At 47.2% G+C, this 19,880-nt stretch carries 15 protein-coding genes, 1 rRNA gene, 4 pseudogenes and 2 other annotated features; of the genes and pseudogenes, 6 read left to right on the top strand and 14 right to left on the bottom strand.

The window, feature by feature from the left end; translation table 11 throughout:
- Positions 1–17 precede the first annotated feature (17 nt).
- Positions 18–1,181 (bottom strand): glycosyltransferase family 2 protein, encoded by a 1,164-nt coding sequence (locus EL22_RS15135; protein WP_050052251.1) that lies wholly within the window; start codon positions 1,179–1,181, stop codon positions 18–20.
- 172 nt (positions 1,182–1,353) lie between these two features.
- Between EL22_RS15135 and EL22_RS15140 the strand changes: the two are divergent.
- Positions 1,354–2,928: pseudogene (locus EL22_RS15140) on the top strand (TraM recognition domain-containing protein); the annotation flags it as partial.
- 3 nt (positions 2,929–2,931) lie between these two features.
- Here EL22_RS15140 and EL22_RS19030 read toward each other — a convergent pair.
- The 5 genes and pseudogenes from EL22_RS19030 to EL22_RS15160 form a co-directional block, all read right to left on the bottom strand.
- Positions 2,932–3,024: pseudogene (locus EL22_RS19030) on the bottom strand (archaellin/type IV pilin N-terminal domain-containing protein); the annotation flags it as partial.
- A gap of 26 nt (positions 3,025–3,050) precedes the next feature.
- Positions 3,051–3,989 (bottom strand): archaellin/type IV pilin N-terminal domain-containing protein, encoded by a 939-nt coding sequence (locus EL22_RS15145; protein WP_050052252.1) that lies wholly within the window; start codon positions 3,987–3,989, stop codon positions 3,051–3,053.
- A 6-nt stretch (positions 3,990–3,995) separates the two neighbouring features.
- A complete protein-coding gene (locus EL22_RS15150) occupies positions 3,996–4,913 on the bottom strand; it encodes an archaellin/type IV pilin N-terminal domain-containing protein (protein WP_050052253.1) in 918 nt (305 codons plus the stop codon).
- A gap of 6 nt (positions 4,914–4,919) precedes the next feature.
- The gene (locus EL22_RS15155) at positions 4,920–5,513 is read right to left on the bottom strand and encodes an archaellin/type IV pilin N-terminal domain-containing protein (RefSeq protein WP_082146859.1); all 594 of its coding nucleotides are present in this window, start codon (positions 5,511–5,513) and stop codon (positions 4,920–4,922) included.
- 172 nt (positions 5,514–5,685) lie between these two features.
- A complete protein-coding gene (locus tag EL22_RS15160) occupies positions 5,686–6,258 on the bottom strand; it encodes a hypothetical protein (RefSeq protein ID WP_156184202.1) in 573 nt (190 codons plus the stop codon).
- A gap of 358 nt (positions 6,259–6,616) precedes the next feature.
- On the opposite strand from EL22_RS15160, the gene EL22_RS17570 reads away from it, so the two are divergent.
- Together EL22_RS17570 and EL22_RS18260 are read left to right on the top strand one after the other, a co-directional pair.
- On the top strand, positions 6,617–6,994 hold the full coding sequence (locus tag EL22_RS17570) for a hypothetical protein (RefSeq protein WP_156184203.1): 378 nt from the start codon (positions 6,617–6,619) through the stop codon (positions 6,992–6,994).
- Between the two features lie 115 nt (positions 6,995–7,109).
- Positions 7,110–7,268, top strand: coding sequence for a hypothetical protein (locus EL22_RS18260; RefSeq protein ID WP_197075952.1), 159 nt, complete (start codon positions 7,110–7,112; stop codon positions 7,266–7,268).
- Between the two features lie 254 nt (positions 7,269–7,522).
- On the opposite strand, the gene ilvD is transcribed toward EL22_RS18260, so the two are convergent.
- Together ilvD and EL22_RS17575 are read right to left on the bottom strand one after the other, a co-directional pair.
- Positions 7,523–9,241 carry a dihydroxy-acid dehydratase gene (ilvD, locus tag EL22_RS15165; RefSeq protein WP_050052256.1) on the bottom strand — a complete coding sequence of 573 codons (1,719 nt, stop codon included), beginning with the start codon at positions 9,239–9,241 and terminating at the stop codon, positions 7,523–7,525.
- 846 nt (positions 9,242–10,087) lie between these two features.
- Complete coding sequence (locus EL22_RS17575) at positions 10,088–10,300, bottom strand: hypothetical protein (RefSeq protein ID WP_156184204.1); 213 nt, start codon at positions 10,298–10,300, stop codon at positions 10,088–10,090.
- Between the two features lie 258 nt (positions 10,301–10,558).
- Between EL22_RS17575 and EL22_RS15170 the strand changes: the two genes are divergently transcribed.
- On the top strand, positions 10,559–11,380 hold the full coding sequence (locus tag EL22_RS15170; protein ID WP_156184205.1) for a hypothetical protein: 822 nt from the start codon (positions 10,559–10,561) through the stop codon (positions 11,378–11,380).
- A 15-nt stretch (positions 11,381–11,395) separates the two neighbouring features.
- Here the strand turns inward: EL22_RS15170 and EL22_RS19195 are convergent, their stop codons facing one another.
- The 3 genes from EL22_RS19195 to EL22_RS17580 all read right to left on the bottom strand — a co-directional run bounded on the left by EL22_RS19195 (position 11,396) and on the right by EL22_RS17580 (position 13,226).
- Positions 11,396–11,518: a hypothetical protein gene (locus EL22_RS19195; protein WP_343123197.1), complete on the bottom strand. Its 123-nt coding sequence runs from the start codon at positions 11,516–11,518 to the stop codon at positions 11,396–11,398.
- A 515-nt stretch (positions 11,519–12,033) separates the two neighbouring features.
- Entirely contained in the window at positions 12,034–12,885 is an 852-nt protein-coding gene (locus EL22_RS15175) for a hypothetical protein (RefSeq protein WP_156184206.1), read from the bottom strand.
- 185 nt (positions 12,886–13,070) lie between these two features.
- Positions 13,071–13,226, bottom strand: coding sequence for a hypothetical protein (locus tag EL22_RS17580; protein WP_156184207.1), 156 nt, complete (start codon positions 13,224–13,226; stop codon positions 13,071–13,073).
- A gap of 1,295 nt (positions 13,227–14,521) precedes the next feature.
- Positions 14,522–14,919 (top strand) — a sequence feature (23S ribosomal RNA rRNA prediction is too short).
- 46 nt (positions 14,920–14,965) lie between these two features.
- Positions 14,966–16,477: a sequence feature (23S ribosomal RNA rRNA prediction is too short), on the top strand.
- Between the two features lie 141 nt (positions 16,478–16,618).
- Between EL22_RS17580 and rrf the strand changes: the two genes are divergently transcribed.
- Both rrf and EL22_RS15190 read left to right on the top strand, forming a co-directional pair.
- Positions 16,619–16,728, top strand: a 5S ribosomal RNA gene (gene rrf / locus EL22_RS15185).
- Between the two features lie 250 nt (positions 16,729–16,978).
- Positions 16,979–17,416: a helix-turn-helix transcriptional regulator gene (locus EL22_RS15190; RefSeq protein WP_156184209.1), complete on the top strand. Its 438-nt coding sequence runs from the start codon at positions 16,979–16,981 to the stop codon at positions 17,414–17,416.
- A 23-nt stretch (positions 17,417–17,439) separates the two neighbouring features.
- On the opposite strand, the gene EL22_RS15195 is transcribed toward EL22_RS15190, so the two are convergent.
- The 3 genes and pseudogenes from EL22_RS15195 to EL22_RS15200 form a co-directional block, all read right to left on the bottom strand.
- Positions 17,440–18,225 (bottom strand): DUF6338 family protein, encoded by a 786-nt coding sequence (locus EL22_RS15195; RefSeq protein ID WP_050052261.1) that lies wholly within the window; start codon positions 18,223–18,225, stop codon positions 17,440–17,442.
- A 191-nt stretch (positions 18,226–18,416) separates the two neighbouring features.
- Positions 18,417–18,769, bottom strand: a pseudogene (locus EL22_RS16650) (winged helix-turn-helix domain-containing protein); the annotation flags it as partial.
- Positions 18,770–18,968: 199 nt separating this feature from the next.
- A pseudogene (locus EL22_RS15200) lies at positions 18,969–19,760 on the bottom strand ((Fe-S)-binding protein); the annotation flags it as partial.
- Between the last annotated feature and the right edge of the window lie 120 nt (positions 19,761–19,880).

The following is a 19,880-nucleotide window of genomic DNA, read 5'->3' on the forward strand; positions in this document are numbered from 1 at the left end:
TTTGATCAATGCTGAATTCATCCATCACGACTCTCAGTATCCCATGTTACGATGTTGTCTCTCGACAGGAATTTAAATAATCCCAATAGCATTCCATAGTTTGAGTAAAGAAAGTAGTAGGGAACGTGTGTGATCAAACTCTCCTGAATATCAAATCTGTCTGTCAGTGCACCAATCGTAGCTAATACATAGAAAATGAACTGTGTAGCGAGGGTTATTTGATAAAAAATAGAGGAGGTGATGATGACCAATACCACGTTTCCGAATAAGATCACGAATAGGAATATTGGAGAAAGCCAACGGAGTATTTTATGGGATAATAGTTGGTACGAAATTAAATTATTATGAGCCGGGTTTAACAAATCAACGAAATCTATCATCGTGTTCCAACTACGAGTTATAATCCGTATACGGCGAGAGAGTTCGGAACTTGTGGATTCTGCCGTTTTCTCATATGCAACTGCTTCAGGTGCGTATTTAACTACCTCACCATTCCGAATGATTTCGAGTAATTCAGCAAAATCACTAATAGAATCACGTGTGAGTGGGACGTACGAAGAACTCTTCACTGCATAAATTGAGCCATTACCAGACACTAGTGAGTGAATTTGTGACTCTATTCGCTTGATAAATGATTCGTACCGCCAATAGAATGACTCTCCCTCTACCTCACTGGATTCTTGATACCGTAGTTCTCCAACGACACAACCTGTTTCTGGAGAAAATTTTTGAATCAGATTTTTAATCGCTGTAGGTTCATACATGCTATTTGCATCAGAAAACACCAAGATTTCATCATCAACCATCTTAGCAACTTCATTCTGGCATTGTGTTTTGCCAACTCTCCCTTCAATGCGAACTAAATCAACACCTCTATCGTAATACTCATTCACTATCTCATCTGTACGATCACTTGAAGCATCAGAGAATACGATGATGTTGAGTTTTTCCTTCGGATACTCTAACTCGAGACTATTCTCTATCTTCTTTGAGATTATCTCTTCTTCGTTATATGCGGCAATAATCAAAGCAACAGACGGATATTCCGGGAATCGCTTCTGCTGATTTCTATCCTGAATGTAGGAGATTACCCATATAGAAATAGGGTAGGTGAAATACGTATGAAGAACAGCAACGAGCGATCCCCAAAAAATCGCCTGCACCACGATTTCTAACATCATGTCTTAATCCGTGTTTTCCACACTGTGGATTGGAGTCCTGTGTATACTTCGGCCATTTGATGGCCTTCAAGTCCTAATAATAACATTCTCATTTGTCATCCATTATCATGTAAGCTTCGTATCTTCTTTTGTATGCACTTTTATTTAGATCGCATCTCCCCAATAAATCAACGATGGTCGAGTCGAGAATCTGAAAGCGGTCTTCGATACGTCCGACTACTGGGGCATCAACATGGAGGCGATCACCGAGTCGATGGCTCGAGCGATGATGAAGTCCGAAAAGCCGTTTTCGATCATTGATATGTACTTCATCCTGCTCAACGCCGATCGTCGCGAAGATTTCGCGCTCGACGTCGAAGATCCCTATATCCGTGAGTTCTGCCTCGAAATCGCGGAGATGGAAGAGGAGACGGTTCGGCCGCTTTTGAAACGGATCAAATCCTGGGTCGAGAACTCGGTGATCCGGCGGATCATCGCCCATCGAGAGAGTACGATCAATTTCCGTGATATCATCGACAACGACCGGATCGTTATCGTCCGAACCCCTGTCGAGAATACGGATATCAAGAAGATGGTTACATTGGGTGTGATGCGGAACCTGTGGAGTGCTATCCAGCGGCGGTCCTACGAACTCGATACTGAACCGGATCCCTACTTCGTCCTCTGTGACGAGTTCGACGACATCGCCAGCGATAATCTCGATATTGAGTCGATGTTAGCCCGTGCTCGGTCGATGCGTCTCTCCGTGACTCTGGCCTCGCAGTATCCCTCTCAGTTCGAGGAGGACACGCTGAAAGCGATGCAGAATAACTGTGATAACCTCCTCACGTTCTCAGTCAACGACAGTGATGATGCTGAGTTGTTGATGAAACGGTTCCGTGATTATACGGCAGAGGACCTCATTACGACCGACCAGTTCAAAGTCTGGACGCGGATCCCCCTCTCAGGTGGGCGGTACTCTGAACCCGTCTTGATCCGAACGTTTCCGCCGTATCCTCCTCTCAGAGGGTCAGATGCTGTCGATCAGATCATCGAGCAGAGTCTCGATCGGTATGGAACTGACCCACTGACGGATAACGAAATCCTTCGCAATCTCATCTATCGCGAGTACAATGCGGCGGCAAGTCCCGCTGCGCTTACTGTCGACCGGGTGATGGCGGAAGCGATTCGAACTGTCCAATTGCGGGAGGACGTTCGCGAGCAGAACGGCTGGGTTCCCGTGACCGACATCGACGCAGAAGTGATCGAGCGACTGGAGAGTGAGGACGGTGATACCGCTGAAGGCCTCACTACAGAGACTCCACTCGAGGAATTCCCTGATGTGCGTCGGGAGTCGCCCCTGATCGATGTCGATCTCAGTGCACACGATGATACGGTCGTCGCTCGATTAACTGACGAGGGTGAAGATGTTGCGACACCCGAAACTGGGGATGTGCGCTCTGCGGGTGGCTCGGAACATGATTCTCTCCTATTCGATCTCGAGGCCGCCTTGACGAAGTGTGGCTTCTCTGTTGAGATCCTCGAACAAGATGGGAGCGAACAACCCGATGGGACGGCCACCCATCCCAACTACGATAGTGAGTTTGCTCTCGAAGCCGAAACAACGACGCCGAATCGGCCAGCGAAAGTTCTGCAGAACCTCAAACGAGCGCAAGCGGATGACCGGACCCCACTATTCGTCGTGCGACCGGGAGAAGAGAGTCTCGCTCACTCAGCGCGTCGGCTCGAGAGGATGCTTGAGGCACCAGGTTAGCGCAGCGACGAGTACCATCGCTACGAATAGGATCAGCGTCCCAATGCCTGCTTGTGCGCGTCTATCTCCGTCAGAGGCCGTCTCGTACATTAAATAATGAAAACGTAGATGCCGTTTTAGAGCATCAACGCTTCGTCGGTCAGCGTCGATGGCGCCATCAGCACTTCCGTCGTCTGGGAGTTGTCCGCAGTGTTGATAGTAAACGTCGCCTCGTCGCCTGCCGCGATCGCATCGGCGTTCGCATTAACATTATCGTGGAGCAGCAACTCGATCTGAAGCGTATCTCCAGACTCGAGAATGGTGCTATCAGCGCTTGTACCATCTAGGTCCTGGATCGAGAGCCCGTCGAATCCGTCTGCATCGCCACGAATCGTGTTTCCGCCAACGTACTCGAACGTAGCAGCATTGAGGTCAACCGCATCGGCACCCGGGCCGAGCGAAACCATCATCTCAACGGAATCGATGGCTTTCTCATCGACTACGTCTTCACTGCTTGGATTTGCGGCCAGAGCATCACTAGTTTCAGTGAGGCCAACTACGACGGTGTCACCACCACTGAGAGACGGAACGGATATTGCTCCACTCTGCGTGGGTGAGCCAGTGCCAGAAGCAAGAACATTACTTGCAGCCTCTCCATCAATTTCATGCACAGTGATGTGGAAGGAGTCACTATCAGTGAGATCCTCGTCTTCGAGCGCTTGTTCTGCTGCAGCAAGATCGACATTACCAGCGATCTCTGACCCTCCAGCACTGGTTCCTACTGACAGATCAGTTATGCTTCCTGCAACAATGTTGTCATTGATTCGGTAGTTCGCATCCTCAATAGCGGTTGCATCCGCAGCAACAGACCCAGTCGACGAGTCAATACTGACGACGTTCGAGACCTGATCCGTGCTCTCTTGGCCCGTTGCTTCTGCCTGGGACTGGAGCAGTCCAGCCGTATTCATTAGCACGCCTGCTGCAATCGCTGCAACAAGCACCATCGCGATGAACACGATGAGTGTACCGATACCAACCTGTCCGCGTTCGTCTTCGTCTGTAATTTTCTCAAACATTAGATATCACAACCGCACGTCAGATGACGTCGAGAGCGTCGACGGTGCCATCAGCACCTTCGTCGTCTGGGAGTTGTCCGCAGTATTGATCGTGAACGTCGCGTCGTCGCCGCGCGAAATCGTATTGGCTTTTGTGGTATCACTATCATCCAGATCTAATCCAATCTGAAGACTCTCTCCAGCCTCGATAATAGTGTCACCAGCGGCGTTTCCATCCAGATCTTCAATAGTGAGACCGTTGAATCCGTCCTCATCACCACGGATCGTGTTTCCACCAACGTATTCGAACGTTGCAGCACCGAGGTCAACCGCATCGGCACCCGGGCCGAGCGAAACCATCATCTCGACCGAGTTAATCGAGCTTGTAGCCGTCGCAGATTGCGCAATGGCAAGAGAACCACTAGACTCGGATAGATCGGCAACTACAGTGTTGTCCTCACTCGAATCATATGTGAGAGCATCAAGGTCAATATCAGCGGAGGTACTCGTTCCAAGGACACTGGAAACAGTTGTATCACCATCGTCAAGTTCAGTAACTGTAACCGTGACAGTTCCCGAACTGAGTGATGCTGTTTCAAGTTGATCCGCTGCCTCCGCCAAGGTTACACCTGTTGCCGAAGTACCTCCACTGAGATCAACTGCTGTGATTTCGGCATCCATCTCATCATTTAGTTGGTAGCTAGCCGAACCGAGGGCGACGCCACCACTCTGAACGGTACCAGTCGCCGAGTCAATACTGACGACGTTCGAAACCTGATCCGTACTTTCCTGGCCCGTTGCTTCTGCCTGGGACTGGAGCAATCCAGCCGTATTCATCAGCACGCCTGCTGCAATCGCTGCAACAAGCACCATCGCGATGAACACGATGAGCGTCCCGATACCCACCTGCCCGCGTTCGTCTTCGTCTGTAATTTTCTCAAACATGAATTATCACAACCGCACGTCAGATGACGTCGAAAGGGTCGATGGTGCCATCAGCACCTTCGTCGTCTGGGAGTTGTCTGCAGTACTGATAGTGAACGTCGCGTCATCACCTGCGTCGATGGCGCTAAGTCCACTGGCGGAATCCACATCCAGCACACCGGCCTCAGAAAGCCCGATTGCTATCTGACGAGATTCGCCAGACTCGATGATCGTGTCATCAGTTGCAGTGCCATCGAGAGTCTGGATCTCGAGTCCCTCGAACTCATCCACAGTTCCTCGAGCCGTGGTTGAGCCCACGTACTCGAATGTGGCAGCATCAAGGTCAACCGCATCGGCACCAGGGCCGAGCGAAACCATCATTTCAACACCAACAACCTGATCGTCAGAGACCTCACCAGTTGCTGAGTCGATGGTCACGACGTTCGAGACCTGATCTGTACTTTCTTGGCCCGTTGCCTCCGCCTGAGACTGCAGAAGACCGGCGGTGTTCATCAGGACACCCGCCGCAATCGCTGCGACGAGCACCATCGCGATGAACACGATGAGCGTACCGATACCCACCTGACCGCGCTCTTCTTCGTCCGTAACTTGTTCGAACATAGTTTTCTGTGTTTGCTCCAGCACCACCCCCTCGAAATGCATCAACATCTCTGCTGGGAACTGCCGGAACGTATCACTCGCTTTTGACTATCATTGCTTAAATCTACTCGCCGATCTTGACATGTTGTATTTAACTCTACTTGCCGATACGTGTGTGACCACTGCGCACAAATTAGATTACCATTGCTTTCACCCCTAAATACAAGCGTGTATTCAATACTACTGTAGAATATGATTTCACTCCTAACGCGGTTGTCATTGTAACTGCTGTCGAATGAAAAGAAAGCGGAATTAATAGAACACGTATATAAAAAAAAGCGGATTGGCGAAGAAGAGTGAGTTCGAGGTTATCATTCTCAAACCCTCTTTTTGAAAACTGTATCTCTGAACGGAGCATTGGTAGATACGGCCCATCAACAATATTAGTTTCTTCACCGAGTATTTTGAAAACAACATACTCAAATGTAGAGAACATTTCAATGAGGGAATCATCAGAGAGCTTTGGTGGGTATTTCGCTATTTTTATTCTATTATATGATTGTGTGTCTTCGTCACCAAAAACGAGGGTTAGGAGCATGGAGCCCGAATCATTTCTCTCTTGCTTAGTGACTTTCCTGATTCCGACTGCAATTTCAAAGTAATCTTCTGCCAAGTCGAGTACTTCTTCAAGATTATCTTCACTATCCATCAACAGGTCGTATACATCAGATGTTGTGAGGTCTGAATACGAGTCCCAGAGATGCATAGTGGTTCATGGTGAGCACATAATAAATATCCTCAATAGTAATCCCGAGGAATTCACATAGGGATTCTCCTAACAGAAGCCACAACTCAGACCTCTTTTTGAACCTATAACCCCTCTATTTCCACTCCAAAAACCACTATTTTGCAAACTCTCAAAGTGACATAATATATTAGTTCTTCCAAATACACATATTATATGTGTTGTGAGATGAGTAGAAAAGAATATTTAAAAACACACATCGAAGTACTAGATGAAATAATAGCACAGAAAAGGCAATCAGACAACGAACAGCAACTGGAGACGGTGATATCGCATCGTGACGACCTCCAAGATATCCTCAAAGAAGAGGTGAACAACGATGAGTGGTGATATCAAACACATATCTGGAAAGATTGTCCAGACTATCGATGTCGATGAGTTAAACGACTACTCTGTAGGAAGCATCAGAGGTTTCCAACAACCAATACTGGTAGTGGAAACTGATGAAGACCCAGCGAGATTCGATGCCCTCAGAACGCTGTCACCCTTCCATATGCCGTCAAACAGTTACGATATCGTTTATGAATGTGGTATAGACACAAACACAACTCCATACGAAGTCGGAGATAACATTGAATTAGTTGGTGTGAAACTCAGAAAGCAAACCTACAGAGCTATTCCGAAGTCAATGTTTGAATTTCTCCAGAATCCGCCGAGTAAAGAAGAACTTGGTATCACAGAGGTGAGCGAGCGATGATGCCCTGTCCAGATTGCGGGGAGACCCCGAGCACAGAGAGAGGTTATCCGCTAGTTCGATGCACAAATGACGAGTGCTGGGTACTCGAGTACGACGCACACACGGGTGATGTACTATGAGTGAACAAACAACAATCTATCTTCACGACAGAGACGATTTCCGTCGAAGAATCAAGCAGTTGGAAATCACTGACGACGAATTTTTAGATGCAAGTCAGACAGATATCCACACAGCGATAGCAGAACTAGCCCTCGACAACCCAGACCTCCTATAGCGGCCTGTGAAGACGGTTGGTATCTCACACAGTCGGCCATCGCGGAGGCTGCAAACGTCTCAGCAGCTACGGTACGGGCCCACCGGGATGTGCTTAACGAATCGGGTGTATAACAGCCAAGCTGTGGACTCTCCAGTTCTGTTGCAATCCGTAGAAGATGATTAGTTTGATACCCTCTGTGGCAGGCACATACCAATCAATGTATGGCGTATTCTGTTATACTGAGCTTAGTTTTGTTCCATCATATCCTCTACCTACTTATTTCGCTTGGCAGCAGGATTTGTTACAGCACCATTGGCAGCAGAGCCGAACATGTCGGCATACTTTCGAAGGAAGCCACCTTCGTACTCGGGTTCAGGTGGTTCCCAGTCTTCAAGACGTGCATTGAGTGCTTCCTCAGAGAGATCTACAGACAGTTCGCGCTCACGGACATCAACGGTGACCGTGTCTCCATCCTCAAGAGCTGCTATGGGACCGCCGGTAGCAGCTTCTGGAGCGATATGGCCAATCATCGGGCCACGGGTTGCACCGGAGAAGCGGCCATCAGTAAGGAGCGCAACATCGTCCTCGTAACCCTGCCCAACGACAGCAGCGGTCACTCCGAGCATCTCACGCATCCCAGGACCACCTTGTGGTCCTTCATTACGAATAACTAATATCTCACCGGATTCAATCTCACCCTCCTGAACGTACGCCATCGCCTCCTCTTCTCCATCAAAGACACGTGCAGGGCCAGTTAGATTGAAACCTTCGTTGCCAGTAACCTTGAGAACGCCGCCGTGGGGTGATAGATTTCCTGTGAGTATTTTGATTGCCCCCTCCTTATGGAACGGGTCATCAACTGTAGCAAGAAAGTCTACGTCGATTTCTTCATCAGATGGCAGATTCAGAGTCTCCAATTCCTCTGCGATAGTGTTTCCGGTGATGGTCATAGCGTCGCCGTGGAGATATCCACCCGCAAGAAGTCGTCGGATAACAACAGGAACCCCACCAATTTCGTGGAGATCTTTCATAACATGCGAGCCACCCGGCTGGAGATTTGCTATCTTTGGGGTCTGACTACTGATCTCGTCAAACTCCTCAATGGAGAGATCGATATCTGCCTCAGCAGCCATTGCAAGGACATGTAGAACACCATTCGTCGATCCACCCATTGCAGCCTGTAGTGTAATAGCGTTCTCGAATGATTCCTTTGTGAGAATATCACTTGGACGGCGGTCACTCTCAACAGCATCAAGAACGATCTTGCCGGTCTCATGGGCGACTTCATAGCGTTCATCGCTCTCTGCAGGCGGCGAAGCGGCACCGAGTGGAGCAAGACCAATGACCTCACTAATTGACGACATAGTATTCGCAGTGAACATCCCACCGCATGCACCCGCCCCCGGGCAGGCGTTACGCTCCATCTCATCCAGTTCTTCCTCAGTCATCTCGCCAGAAGCCACGGTGCCGACCCCTTCGAAGAGACTCTGCACTGTAATCTCGCGGCCTTCATGCTCTCCAGGCATGATGGACCCTCCATAAAGGAAAACACTCGGAAGGTCAGTACGGATTGCAGCCATCATCATGCCGGGGAGATTTTTGTCACATCCTGCGACGGTGACGAGCGCGTCCATACGCTCAGCAAATGAGACCAGTTCGACAGAGTCAGCAATGACTTCGCGGGAGATGAGTGAAGCCTTCATCCCCTCAGTTCCCATAGAGATTGCATCACTGACTGTGATCGTACCGAATTCAATAGGCATACCGCCAGATTCGTCGATGCCATCGTAGGCAGTCTGAGCGACATCGTCCAGATGAACATTACAAGGGGTGATGTCTGCAGCTGGGTTGGCGATACCAACTAATGGAGAAGATAGATCTTTATCATCATACCCCATTGCACGAAACATTGCGCGGTGTGGGGCGCGCTCTACCCCCTCTGTAACTTCGGTACTCCGTAACTTCGTTCGCTTTTTCGACTCACCCTGCATAGCCAAGGCACTTCTTTCGAATGACAAAGCAACTTCGAAACGCAGTTCTACTCACTGCTATGTCTTAGATCACTCTCAAAATGTGCGTATAGTGACTATGTATTCCACGGTAAAACATATCTGAGGAATAGGGCTCAATAGCGAGTAATAAGTGTTGTAGTGTTGTTGTAGTTTTTTCGGAGTCGGATAGAGCCGTTTCCAACACAGCCCAATTCTATAGTGGCGGTAGGAGTCCTAACGCAGTGTTTTCACATTCTAAGCAATAGTCCTTTAGAGCCGTTCGGAGAAAAACAATCGAGAAAAAATAATAATCTTGGTCTTGTATTGGCACTTTCTATGTTATTAGTGTTTCAACATCATTTCTATGTTCTTTTTAGGAGTGATGCTCTGTCCATATTGGTTCGTAATGGAGTCTAACAAGCAGCCCACAGCTTTGACAGACTAAGTGTATTAAGCTGTCTTCTCCTGCTTTTGGTTCCATCTTTCCATTGCAGTAGTCGTCTAAGCAGTCTTGTTCGACCTCGTTCCAATCTCGTATCTCGCACATAGTGTTGGTAACTTGGTGGAGAATAATATACAGGCGAATATATTTCAACTATAGTTCTGTGCATTAAACCATTGTTCTTGTAGCTACAATCCCATAATATGGATTATGGGAACGAACTTGAGGAAAAGGTTGAATCGATTCTTGAAACACACTATATTCACCGTAGAGGGAACGAATACGAATGCAAGAAGTGTGGGACGAGAGTGTATTGTGGAAATACACGGGCGTCACGGCAGGAGTTTTACGAACATCAGGCACGACACAACATGGATATTATTTAAACACGGTTGAAATATATCTTAATTCACCACTTCTACTTCGTCGTCAGGAAGTTTGTTGATTGATGTGTTATCATCAGGGTCAGAAGTGTTCTCCAAGAGTATTGAGATTGTTGTACGTGGCTCTTCACCACCTTTCACTGTCATCTCTAGCACTTGTATAACATCCCACTCATTGTCTCTAAATTTGATTGTGTCTCCAATATCTATGTCTTGAGCATCTTTTTGTACCATGAAAGGTGTGAAAACACAATCATTGATAGCTAATTAGAGACTACAGAATTAGATATTGTTCACCCCGTCATTGCTGACGGTCTCGGCTATGTCACTACGGAGAGTGCGTGGTGGAACCACGCCTAAAGACGTTGGCAGCAACCGAACTCGAGCAGACTTTGTTGAATCCAAGATGTAGTCTTGCTACTGATTGCTGTAAACTTCTTGGAATCATAATTCGCAGGATATTACTGTAGAAGGAATAAGAAATACTAATTGATGATTTTCGGCTACAATTGGGAGTGGTGGCTTACTGAAGCTGCGCCCGGGCTTGGAGCATTTGCTTCATTGATTCTCGTTCTCTATTACGCTCGCTTATACCGAGAAACAAGGGAACAGACCAAGGCAACACAGGCTAGCTATGCCCCCAGTTTGGATACGAAGTTCGAGATAGAAGATAATGAGTTATTCTTGACTATAGCAAATCGTGGTGAAGGTAGTGCAAAAAACATTAGTCTGGAAGTGGAGGTCACAGCTAATAAAGAAACAACTGGGTATCTAGCAGACTTCCAGACTACTTTACAGCCGGGAATGGCCTTAGCAACAGATGACGACGCTATTGTCCGTCTCAAACCGATTGTGTATGACGTAACTGATGAAGATTTACCAGACACATATTTAATTTCTTATATTTCGGGCCTTTCTGGTGCGTTCGTAACCGTCAATCTTCGATATACAGATGTTATTGAACAACAGGAATTCAAGGACCATCTCGCTAATTCCAGTTTCAGAGTATATGGTGATTCTCTTGAAGAAATACTTCCTTTCCCTAGCCCATCGTATTTTTGGGCTACAGGGCCTGATATTGGGCTTTTTGGGCCAAAGCACATCGAGTTTCAGGAGCGTGTGGATTTAATTTGGAACGAATGGAAGCGTGGGTTTCGGACCCGTCTACGAAACCTTCGGAGGGAAGGCTCTTTCAAAGAAACGTATATGGGGCCAGTCTTCCGTGAGGAAATTTACGCACAGTCAATTGATGTGAGTGATATAGACCTTTCACGTGAATTTCCTGAGCCCGATTCTGAAGAGTCAGAAGAGTAGAGATATGGATATACGTTAGATGTTATTGAGGTAATCTCTTCGCTGCTCCATTTTTTCTTCTGCTGAACGTTTATCGTAGTGCTTTTCGAGAACGTCTTCAGACACATCTGCTCTATCTGAGACCATCTTTTCAGGCATATCTCGTCTCAGAAAGTGTGTAATGGAGCCACGCCGAATGGCGTGTGGACTCACGCTATCGTCACACTTGTGGGATGTTTTGGCGTCTGATTGACTGTTGCAATCTGGTCGTATTCGCGAGAGGTGTGATATTCTTGCATCTGCTGGACTTATTTCACCAATTCACCACGATATGTATGAGATTACGAAGTGGGGTATGCTATACCTTGATGGGGAAATTGATGCCGAGAATCAATTGCAATAATTAGATTGTATACACTGCGGGGATTTCTCTTCGCGTGGATCTAATGCTCAAGGATGCGATTAAGCAATTAATAGAATTCTAACCAATAATCCGTGAGAAGACAATCAGATATTGGTTGAGGTGGGATTCCACCCTCACCCCCGTTTAGGGGGATCGGGTGGAAGGTAGGGAGGTGGAGTTGAATTCAATCGAAGGAACTAAACATTGTTGAATGATAGGTTTGGGCCTTCTATGGCAGGTAAATATAGTAACTAACAGAACAATCCTACAATTATAAATTATTATTAATTTTGTTCCAAGCGTAAGATACCCAGGGACCATTATTATACTTCATTCGTAATACCTTCTCTATGAATCTATGTTTCAATTTTGTGATAGAGGCTATAAACACAACCAAAAACATAAGCCCTTGAATAAATCCAACAAGGGATATAGCCTTTTGATACCCTAACGCGGCATCTATCTCGTTCAGAGAGTCAAAATCCTCATTCGATCTATAGGACAACAATTCCAATAAAGAAGACCTATACATGATTGATATTGAAATAAGGAATAACCATCCCTGAACTAGGAAGTCCACTTGAATCCCAGAAATTGAGGTTTGCAGCAACTCAAATCCCACTAGGTTAGACAATAGGAGTACAGCTCCAAGAAGCAATGATAACAGCGTTTCTCCCATCTCAAGTCTATTTTTTCCATCTTGTTTTACTTGAGTGAGTTCTAGACGGTATCTTTCTATATCTTCAAAGTCTCGATCCCGATCATCTTCTTCAGCTACAATGCTAACCAGAATACCCCGCATTTTGCGCACCTGAACAATGATATAGGACGCTACCAATCCGCGTTTCAGTGACGCTCGCCAGCTACTAGCTTTCTCACCGATAAATGGGACAAAAAACGAAAAAGCAAAGGCTAACAGAAAAACAAGGGAAAGAATAGCCGCTAAGACGACTTTTGACAATACAATCACTACCTTCGGAGTCCCTGAGATTGCTACATAAATCTCCTTAGTGACAAAATGAGCGATAAACAATATAGGGTAGAGAAAGATATTTGCGTACTTTTTGAACAACTCATAGTTTGTTATTGAGAGGACAAAAGCTAGAGTCAGTAAAATTGCCAATATATTCTCGAATAGCTCTACTCTCATATTCTGTTCATATACAGGTATACTGACTTACTTCTATCCGCTTCTAACAGTTGAAACCTTTTGAATTACATCCAATAATTGGTGTATATTATCTTATCCACTAATGCTCATAGCATGAGATTTTATCAAATGAGGTTTAGAATTCGAGTTTCAATGCTTCAAACAGTAATATCGAAGCTTGCGGGTTCACCCTGTTCTATGTGCTCGTAAATATCTTCGAGAAATTCGATGATATCATCCGGATTGTCCCGAGCGACAACTCCAAAATCATCGAAATAATCGTCCTCCAGTTGTTGAATGGGCCTAAGCGACATATGTTCACTCCTGCTAACTCGACAAATTCACCGTAGTATAATTATTCTACGGATGAACGACGATTTCAGTCCCGTCCAGTAAATCGCAGTCTGCTTATTCGTAGCGGAGATAGTCGTCTTCAGCCTGAGCGTATTCCGCTACATAGGGCGCATCTCGATGGGTATCCTTTCGCCATCTATCGGTTTGAGTCTGATTCGAATCACTCCCTCATAAATAGTTTTGTAAGTCGGTGATAATTACTGACTCGAGTGCCGAGGCCTTCGAATCGCTGTTAGAGATTTAAGCACCGTTAGATAAATATCCAATAAGACAGGGTGAGTTTAAATGGCTAGTTGGAGGTGAGCGGGCGTGCTATCGATCGAAGCTACGAGAGTTGGATCACGATATTAAGCTACTCTGATACCGCTACTTTCACCCTGGTTTGATCATGCTTATACGAATGAAATGAAATACGATGAATATGATGATCCACGAGCCTCAGTTTATATTCTTTCTCTCAATATCCTGTGTAGCTCTCAGCGTTCCCAAACTTAACCGGTTTCAACGGCTATCCTTGTATGTAAGACGGATAAGATCCATTGCTGCTGGACTCCGTGATTCTGGTTCCTCACTTTGGAACGGCTTGACTTGGTACTCCTGGGGTAAGACCCTCTTTTGGATTGCAACCCTTTTACCCACGCTCTTTGTATTCAACCACATTTATTTAGAAAACACACAGATCACCAGTCTGTTAACAGGGACACCTGAGCAGCCATTTTTCTCTGACTCACTGATTTTGATGGTGAATCTGATTGGTTTCGTATTCACAATCTCAATATTCCTTATTCAAAATACCGTCAGATCATATACCCCCAATTTGGCAAAAGAAATCTTCCGAGACGGATATTTACGTGGGATATTTGTCTCTCTTCTTGGGATTGCCGTGTTCAATTTATCTAGCCTGTATTTCCAGGTCGGTGGTGTCTATCAACCACTCAGCTTCATCTTCGCTTTGTCCTCTTTTCTCTATCTGGTTGCGTTGGCGTTGATAACCGCCTACTATCTCAACATCTCAAATACAATCAGTAGATCTGAGGAGCGGATTAAATCGAAGATAACAGAGGATAATATCTATCGTTCGCAAAGCATTGCTCCCGTAAAGAATGATGAATTTCTCGAAGAACTCTCAAATGAGACTCTGTTGATTACGAATACTGGTCTTATGGCAATCGATAATAATGACCATGAACTTGTCGTGAAGTGTATCCAATCATTAGAAAGCATCGGCGTAGAGTATCTTGAGAAACTGCAATCACCGGTCGATGACGACTTCATGAGGGAACTTAATGATCAGTTTGAATTCCTTATCCAAAGTGCGAGTGAAGAGTACAGTTGACGTGAGGAGACCGGTGCGCGGGGTAAGCCTGTGTACCGTAAGGGAGACAACCCAGAGCTGGGTTAAGGTCCCCAAGTGTGGACTAAGTGCGATCGAAAGTGGTGCCGAGCCCTAGACAGCCGGGAGGTGAGCTTAGAAGCAGCTACCCTCTAAGAAAAGCGTAACAGCTTACCGGCCGAGGTTCGGCGCGCTGAAAATGATCGGGGCTCAAGTCCACCACCGAGACCGAGCGACACATCTGACGATGTGATTCCGTAGGTTGGCATACTGTTCGGGTGGAAGCGCGGGAGAGATCTCGTGTGGACCGTGCAGTAACGAAAATTCTGGTCATAGTAGCAGCGTTAGTCGGGTGAGAACCCCGACGGCCGAACGAGTAAGGGTTCCTCAGCAATGCTGATCAGCTGAGGGTTAGCCGGTCCTAAGTCTCACCGCAGTTCGAATGAGACAAAAGGGAAATAGGTTAATATTCCTATGCCAGTGTGAATTAGAAGTCGACGCTTTGGAGCCGCCCAGGCCGGGCATTCGCCCGGTGTAACCATCGAAGTTCGTGGAAGCCGTAATGGCAGGAAGCGGACGAATGGTGGGATGCCGCAAGCTGGGTCAATCTGGAGCCCGTGAAAAGACGATCACACTGTCCGTACCGAGATCCGACACAGGTACTCGTGGCGGCGAAAGCCAAGGTCTGTCGGGATCAACCGACGTTAGGGAATTCGGCAAGTTAGTCCCGTACGTTCGCAATAAGGGATGCCTGCCTCGGAGAGAGGCAGGTCGCAGTGACTCGGGCGCTCCGACTGTCTAGTAACAACATAGGTGACCGCAAATCCGCAAGGACTCGTACGGTCACTGAATCCTGCCCAGTGCGGGTATCTGAACACTCAGTACAATGAGACGAAGGACCCGTTAACGGCGGGGGTAACTATGACCCTCTTAAGGTAGCGTAGTACCTTGCCGCTTTAGTAGCGGCTTGCATGAATGGATCAACGAGAGCGCCACTGTCCCAACGTTGGGCCCGGTGAACTGTACATTCCAGTGCGGAGTCTGGAGACCCCCAAGGGGAAGCGAAGACCCTATAGAGCTTTACTGCAGGCTGTCGCTGAGACGTGGTCGCCATTGTGCAGCATAGGTAGGAGCCATTACACAGGTACCCGCGCTAGCGGGCCACCGAGGCAGCATTGAAATACTACCCGATGGTGACTGCGACTCTCACTCCTGGCGGAGGACACCGGTAGCCGGGCAGTTTGACTGGGGCGGTACGCGCTTGAAAAGATATCGAGCGCGCCCCAAGGTTTCCTCACTCGGGTCGGAGACCCGAGTAAGAGTGCAAGAGCATAAGGAAGCCTGACAGTGTCGAGCACAACAATCGACGCTGACGCGAAAGCGTGGTCTAGCGAACCAATTAGCCTGCTTAATGCGGGCAATTGCTGACAGAAAAGCTACCTTAGGGATAACAGAGTCGTCACCCGCAAGAGCACATATCGACCGGGTGGCTTGCTACCTCGATGTCGGTTCCCTCCATCCTGCCCGTGCAGAAGCGGGCAAGGGTGAGGTTGTTCGCCTATTAAAGGAGGTCGTGAGCTGGGTTTAGACCGTCGTGAGACAGGTCGGCTGCTATCTATTGGGGGTGTAACGGTATCTGACGAGAACGTTCGTATAGTACGAGAGGAACTACGAATGGGTGCCACTGGTGTACCAGTTGTTCGAGAGAGCACGTGCTGGGCAGCCACGCGCCACGGGGTAAGAGCTGAACGCATCTAAGCTCGAAACCCACTTGAAAAAGAGATACCATCTGAGATCACTCGTAGAAGACGAGTTCGATAGACTCGGGGTGTACGCACCAAGGCAACGAGGTGTTGAGCCCGCGAGCACTAACTGATCGAGCCACCATTCATACGCATTTGGATCATGTACGGACCCGGAGACGGGTCCAGGCGTGAACTGGACTACACGTAGACACGGAGACCACCGAGACTGGTGTCACCATAATTGGTGCAGCGGTTCGATTCCGTTGGTTGGCGTTAAGGCGGCCATAGCGGCGGGGTTCCTCCCGTACCCATCCCGAACACGGAAGATAAGCCCGCCTGCGTTTCGGTCAGTACTGGAGTGGGAGACCCTGATAGGTGTTCAGTCAATAATAAGCAAATAGTTGTCTGAAGATTCTTCGGTTGAATTCAAGCTGTTTGAATACTGGATCCGAAATAACCGGTCAAACTGGCCAGTAGTCCAATATCTACCCACACAATCATGCAGGATACTTCAGCTAATAATGCCCAAAATGTATTTAACCATCATCAACTGAGTATCAATACGGAAATGATAGGCCACAATATAATCAACTATCGAAAGATGTGTGTGGCCTGAACCACAACCTATAGATTGATGATTGACTCTCGGCTACTCCCATTGGCGGTAATTCGAGCCAATGACGAAGCAGTCGAGGGTATAACCAGGCTCCAAAAATTAGTATTCAAGACTCAGAAAAATATCCTGGATGAAGATGAATATGAATTTGAGCCCCATGATTATGGCCCCTTTTCAAAAGAACTCTACAATGATGTAGATAGTCTTGGTGAAGATGATTACATCAGATGTGAGATAAAGGAAACGCCTAGTGGGAACCCGAAAAAAGTCTATTCCATAACAGACGAAGGAGAGCAGATCCTTGATAGATTTAGTGACACAGACTTTGAAAGAAAATTTGATGATATAGATGAACTGAAAGAGAAGGATAACGATAAGCCAATACTGGAATTATTGAGTGATATCTATGCTGAATATCCAGAGATGGCTAAGAATAGCAAGCTGGATATAGTTTAATAGAACTATATATTGCCGGACTTTTAATTATTCCCGTGACGAATTACATTCTGATCAGTTTCAATTTTACCTTTATGTTCCTCAAGTACTTCTGATAATTTCTCAATCTGTTCTGGGGAGTCTATATCCATTGCTTCAGCAACATCTTCATCACCGCGGTTGAGATCTTCTTGGAAGAAAATGTGGGAGATATCTTGATTATGGACATAAGAGTATGTTTTATCTTTTAAGCTCTCCTCAGTGTACTCACCATTCTCATTTAATAATCGTAGGGTTGGGCTCGATAAGAGTAGATCTCGTTCCTGTACCTTGTCCCCCCTGTGCACAACATTCCCTGAAATCACATGCCCTTCTTTAGTTACAACAGATACTTTTGTGTTAGAATGTATTTCTTCGAATACAAAATCCCAGACCTCTTCTCTAGGACTGTCAACGTCAATATAAGGAATCGATTTTAGTATTCGGCTAAAAAGATCGCGTTTCACTGCCACATTTCTTGTGATACCCAATCCCCCTCCAAGTAGTGGGCATATAATCGCATGGAGAAGGAATAGGAATATAATATTAGGCAGTCCAAATTGAGATATCTCCTCAAAGTCAGCAAATTCTGACAACATAAACGAGTGCCCGGCATACAAGATGAGTACTGATAGGATCGAGATGAGGAGGCTGAAAACAATTGTCTCGATTCTACTATAGTTATCAGTTTCCCTCTTTGCTAAAACAAATCCCTTAATACCAGCTAACCCTGGAACAACTAAGAAGATGATAAAGAGAAAGTTAGTTGCAAGGACATTCCCCATAGCCATATACTACTCCAAAGTGATGTGACTGACATAAATCTTGAACATAAGATAAGAGGGAGATTTCAACAATGTTATAAACATTATATTGGGTTACTAAGATGATGTCACTTTCGTTCGTATATCCGCTTGCGAGCATCGTTTGAGTGCGGTTTGATCTTGATCACATCAGATTTCTCAAGTGCATTCGGGAATCACGCGGCACGCGGCTCAACTTGCACGGATTTCTTGGTTTGATCTATACAGACTACTGTGGCGTCCATTTCCCGCCGCTTTTTTTGAGTTCCTCGCGGAACGTTTCTTGGTCCTCAGCATCTGATTTGGCGGCTGTACGGCGTGGCTTTTGGAAGCTCAATCCCACTTCTTTGAGCAACCGCCGGCAGCTTGGGATTGAGTACTCGACATCGTATGTCTCCTCGAGATGCTGCTGGACGAGCGCCGGCGTCCATGCCAGCGCGTCGAGCCCAGTTTCTTCAGGAGATTGGTGGACTGATTCTTCGAACTCTTACTGCTATTTTTCTGAGAGTTTCCGCTTTCTCCCAGATCGATTTCGAATATCGTGAAGGCATCAGGATGCGTTCGCTCTTCATCCCCTATCATAACGATCCCACTACTAGCCATTCTACTGACCATTTTTCTTCACTTTCTCGGGGTGATCTTGACGCTCTTCGATGAAGATCCGCCACGAGTTTCTACTAACTACTGCAACGTATTATGGGAAGATAATTCTAATTGTTTTCGGGTTTGGATTAGCTTGCCGTGATTTCGGCGTTCATCTGTTCTTCTTTTCCGATGGCTTCGACGATGAGTTCGGCGACGTCGACGACTTCGATGTCGTCTTCGAAATCGCCGGTTTTGCGGCCGTCCTCGTACATCGTCATGCACATCGGGCAGGCGACGACGAACTTCTCGATATTCGGGCCAGCATCGGTGTCCTCGAGGGCTTCGCGGAGGCGTTCTTCGCTGGGTTTGGTCTCTTCGTCGAAGTCCATCCAGAGGCCGCCCCCGCCGCCGCCACAACAGAACGAGTTCGAGCGGTTGCGCGGCATCTCCTCGAGGTCACAGCCCGTCGCGCGGATGAGTTCGCGCGGGGCCTCGTACTCGTCGTTGTACCGCCCGAGGTGGCACGGATCGTGGTACGTAACGGTGTACTCGAGTTCGGTGCCCGACAGCTCGAGTTTGCCGTCGTTGACCAACTTCTCGACGGCCTGGGTCCAGTGGAGCACGTCGACCTCGCCGTCTTTGTTCCACTTCTCATCGTACTCGAAGGGCATGATGGGGTCGTCGGCGAACTCCTCGAAGTCGACTTCCGGATACTCGTTTTTGAACGTGTTGTAGGAGTGGGGATCCGTACAGACGAGTTTCTCGAACTCGCACTCTTCAAAACTCTCGACGTGGTGGCCGGCGAGTTCGATGTAGAGGAACTCCTCGCCGACTCGGCGGATGTCGTTGCCGTCGTACTTTTCGTCCTCGAAGAGGATGCCGAAGCTCACGTCGGCTTCCTGTAAGATGGTCGCAAGCGAGCGGGCGACCTGCTTGTTAGTAGAAACAACCGGTATTTGCATATATATGTTCTCAAATACTGCTTGAATGACAGCCAATCGCAAACACAACACACTCAGTAACGATTTTTCAATTCTCTTTGAGTGTATGACAGGAAG

It is taken from the genome of Halostagnicola sp. A56, from assembly GCF_000691505.1.
GTDB lineage: Archaea > Halobacteriota > Halobacteria > Halobacteriales > Natrialbaceae > Halostagnicola.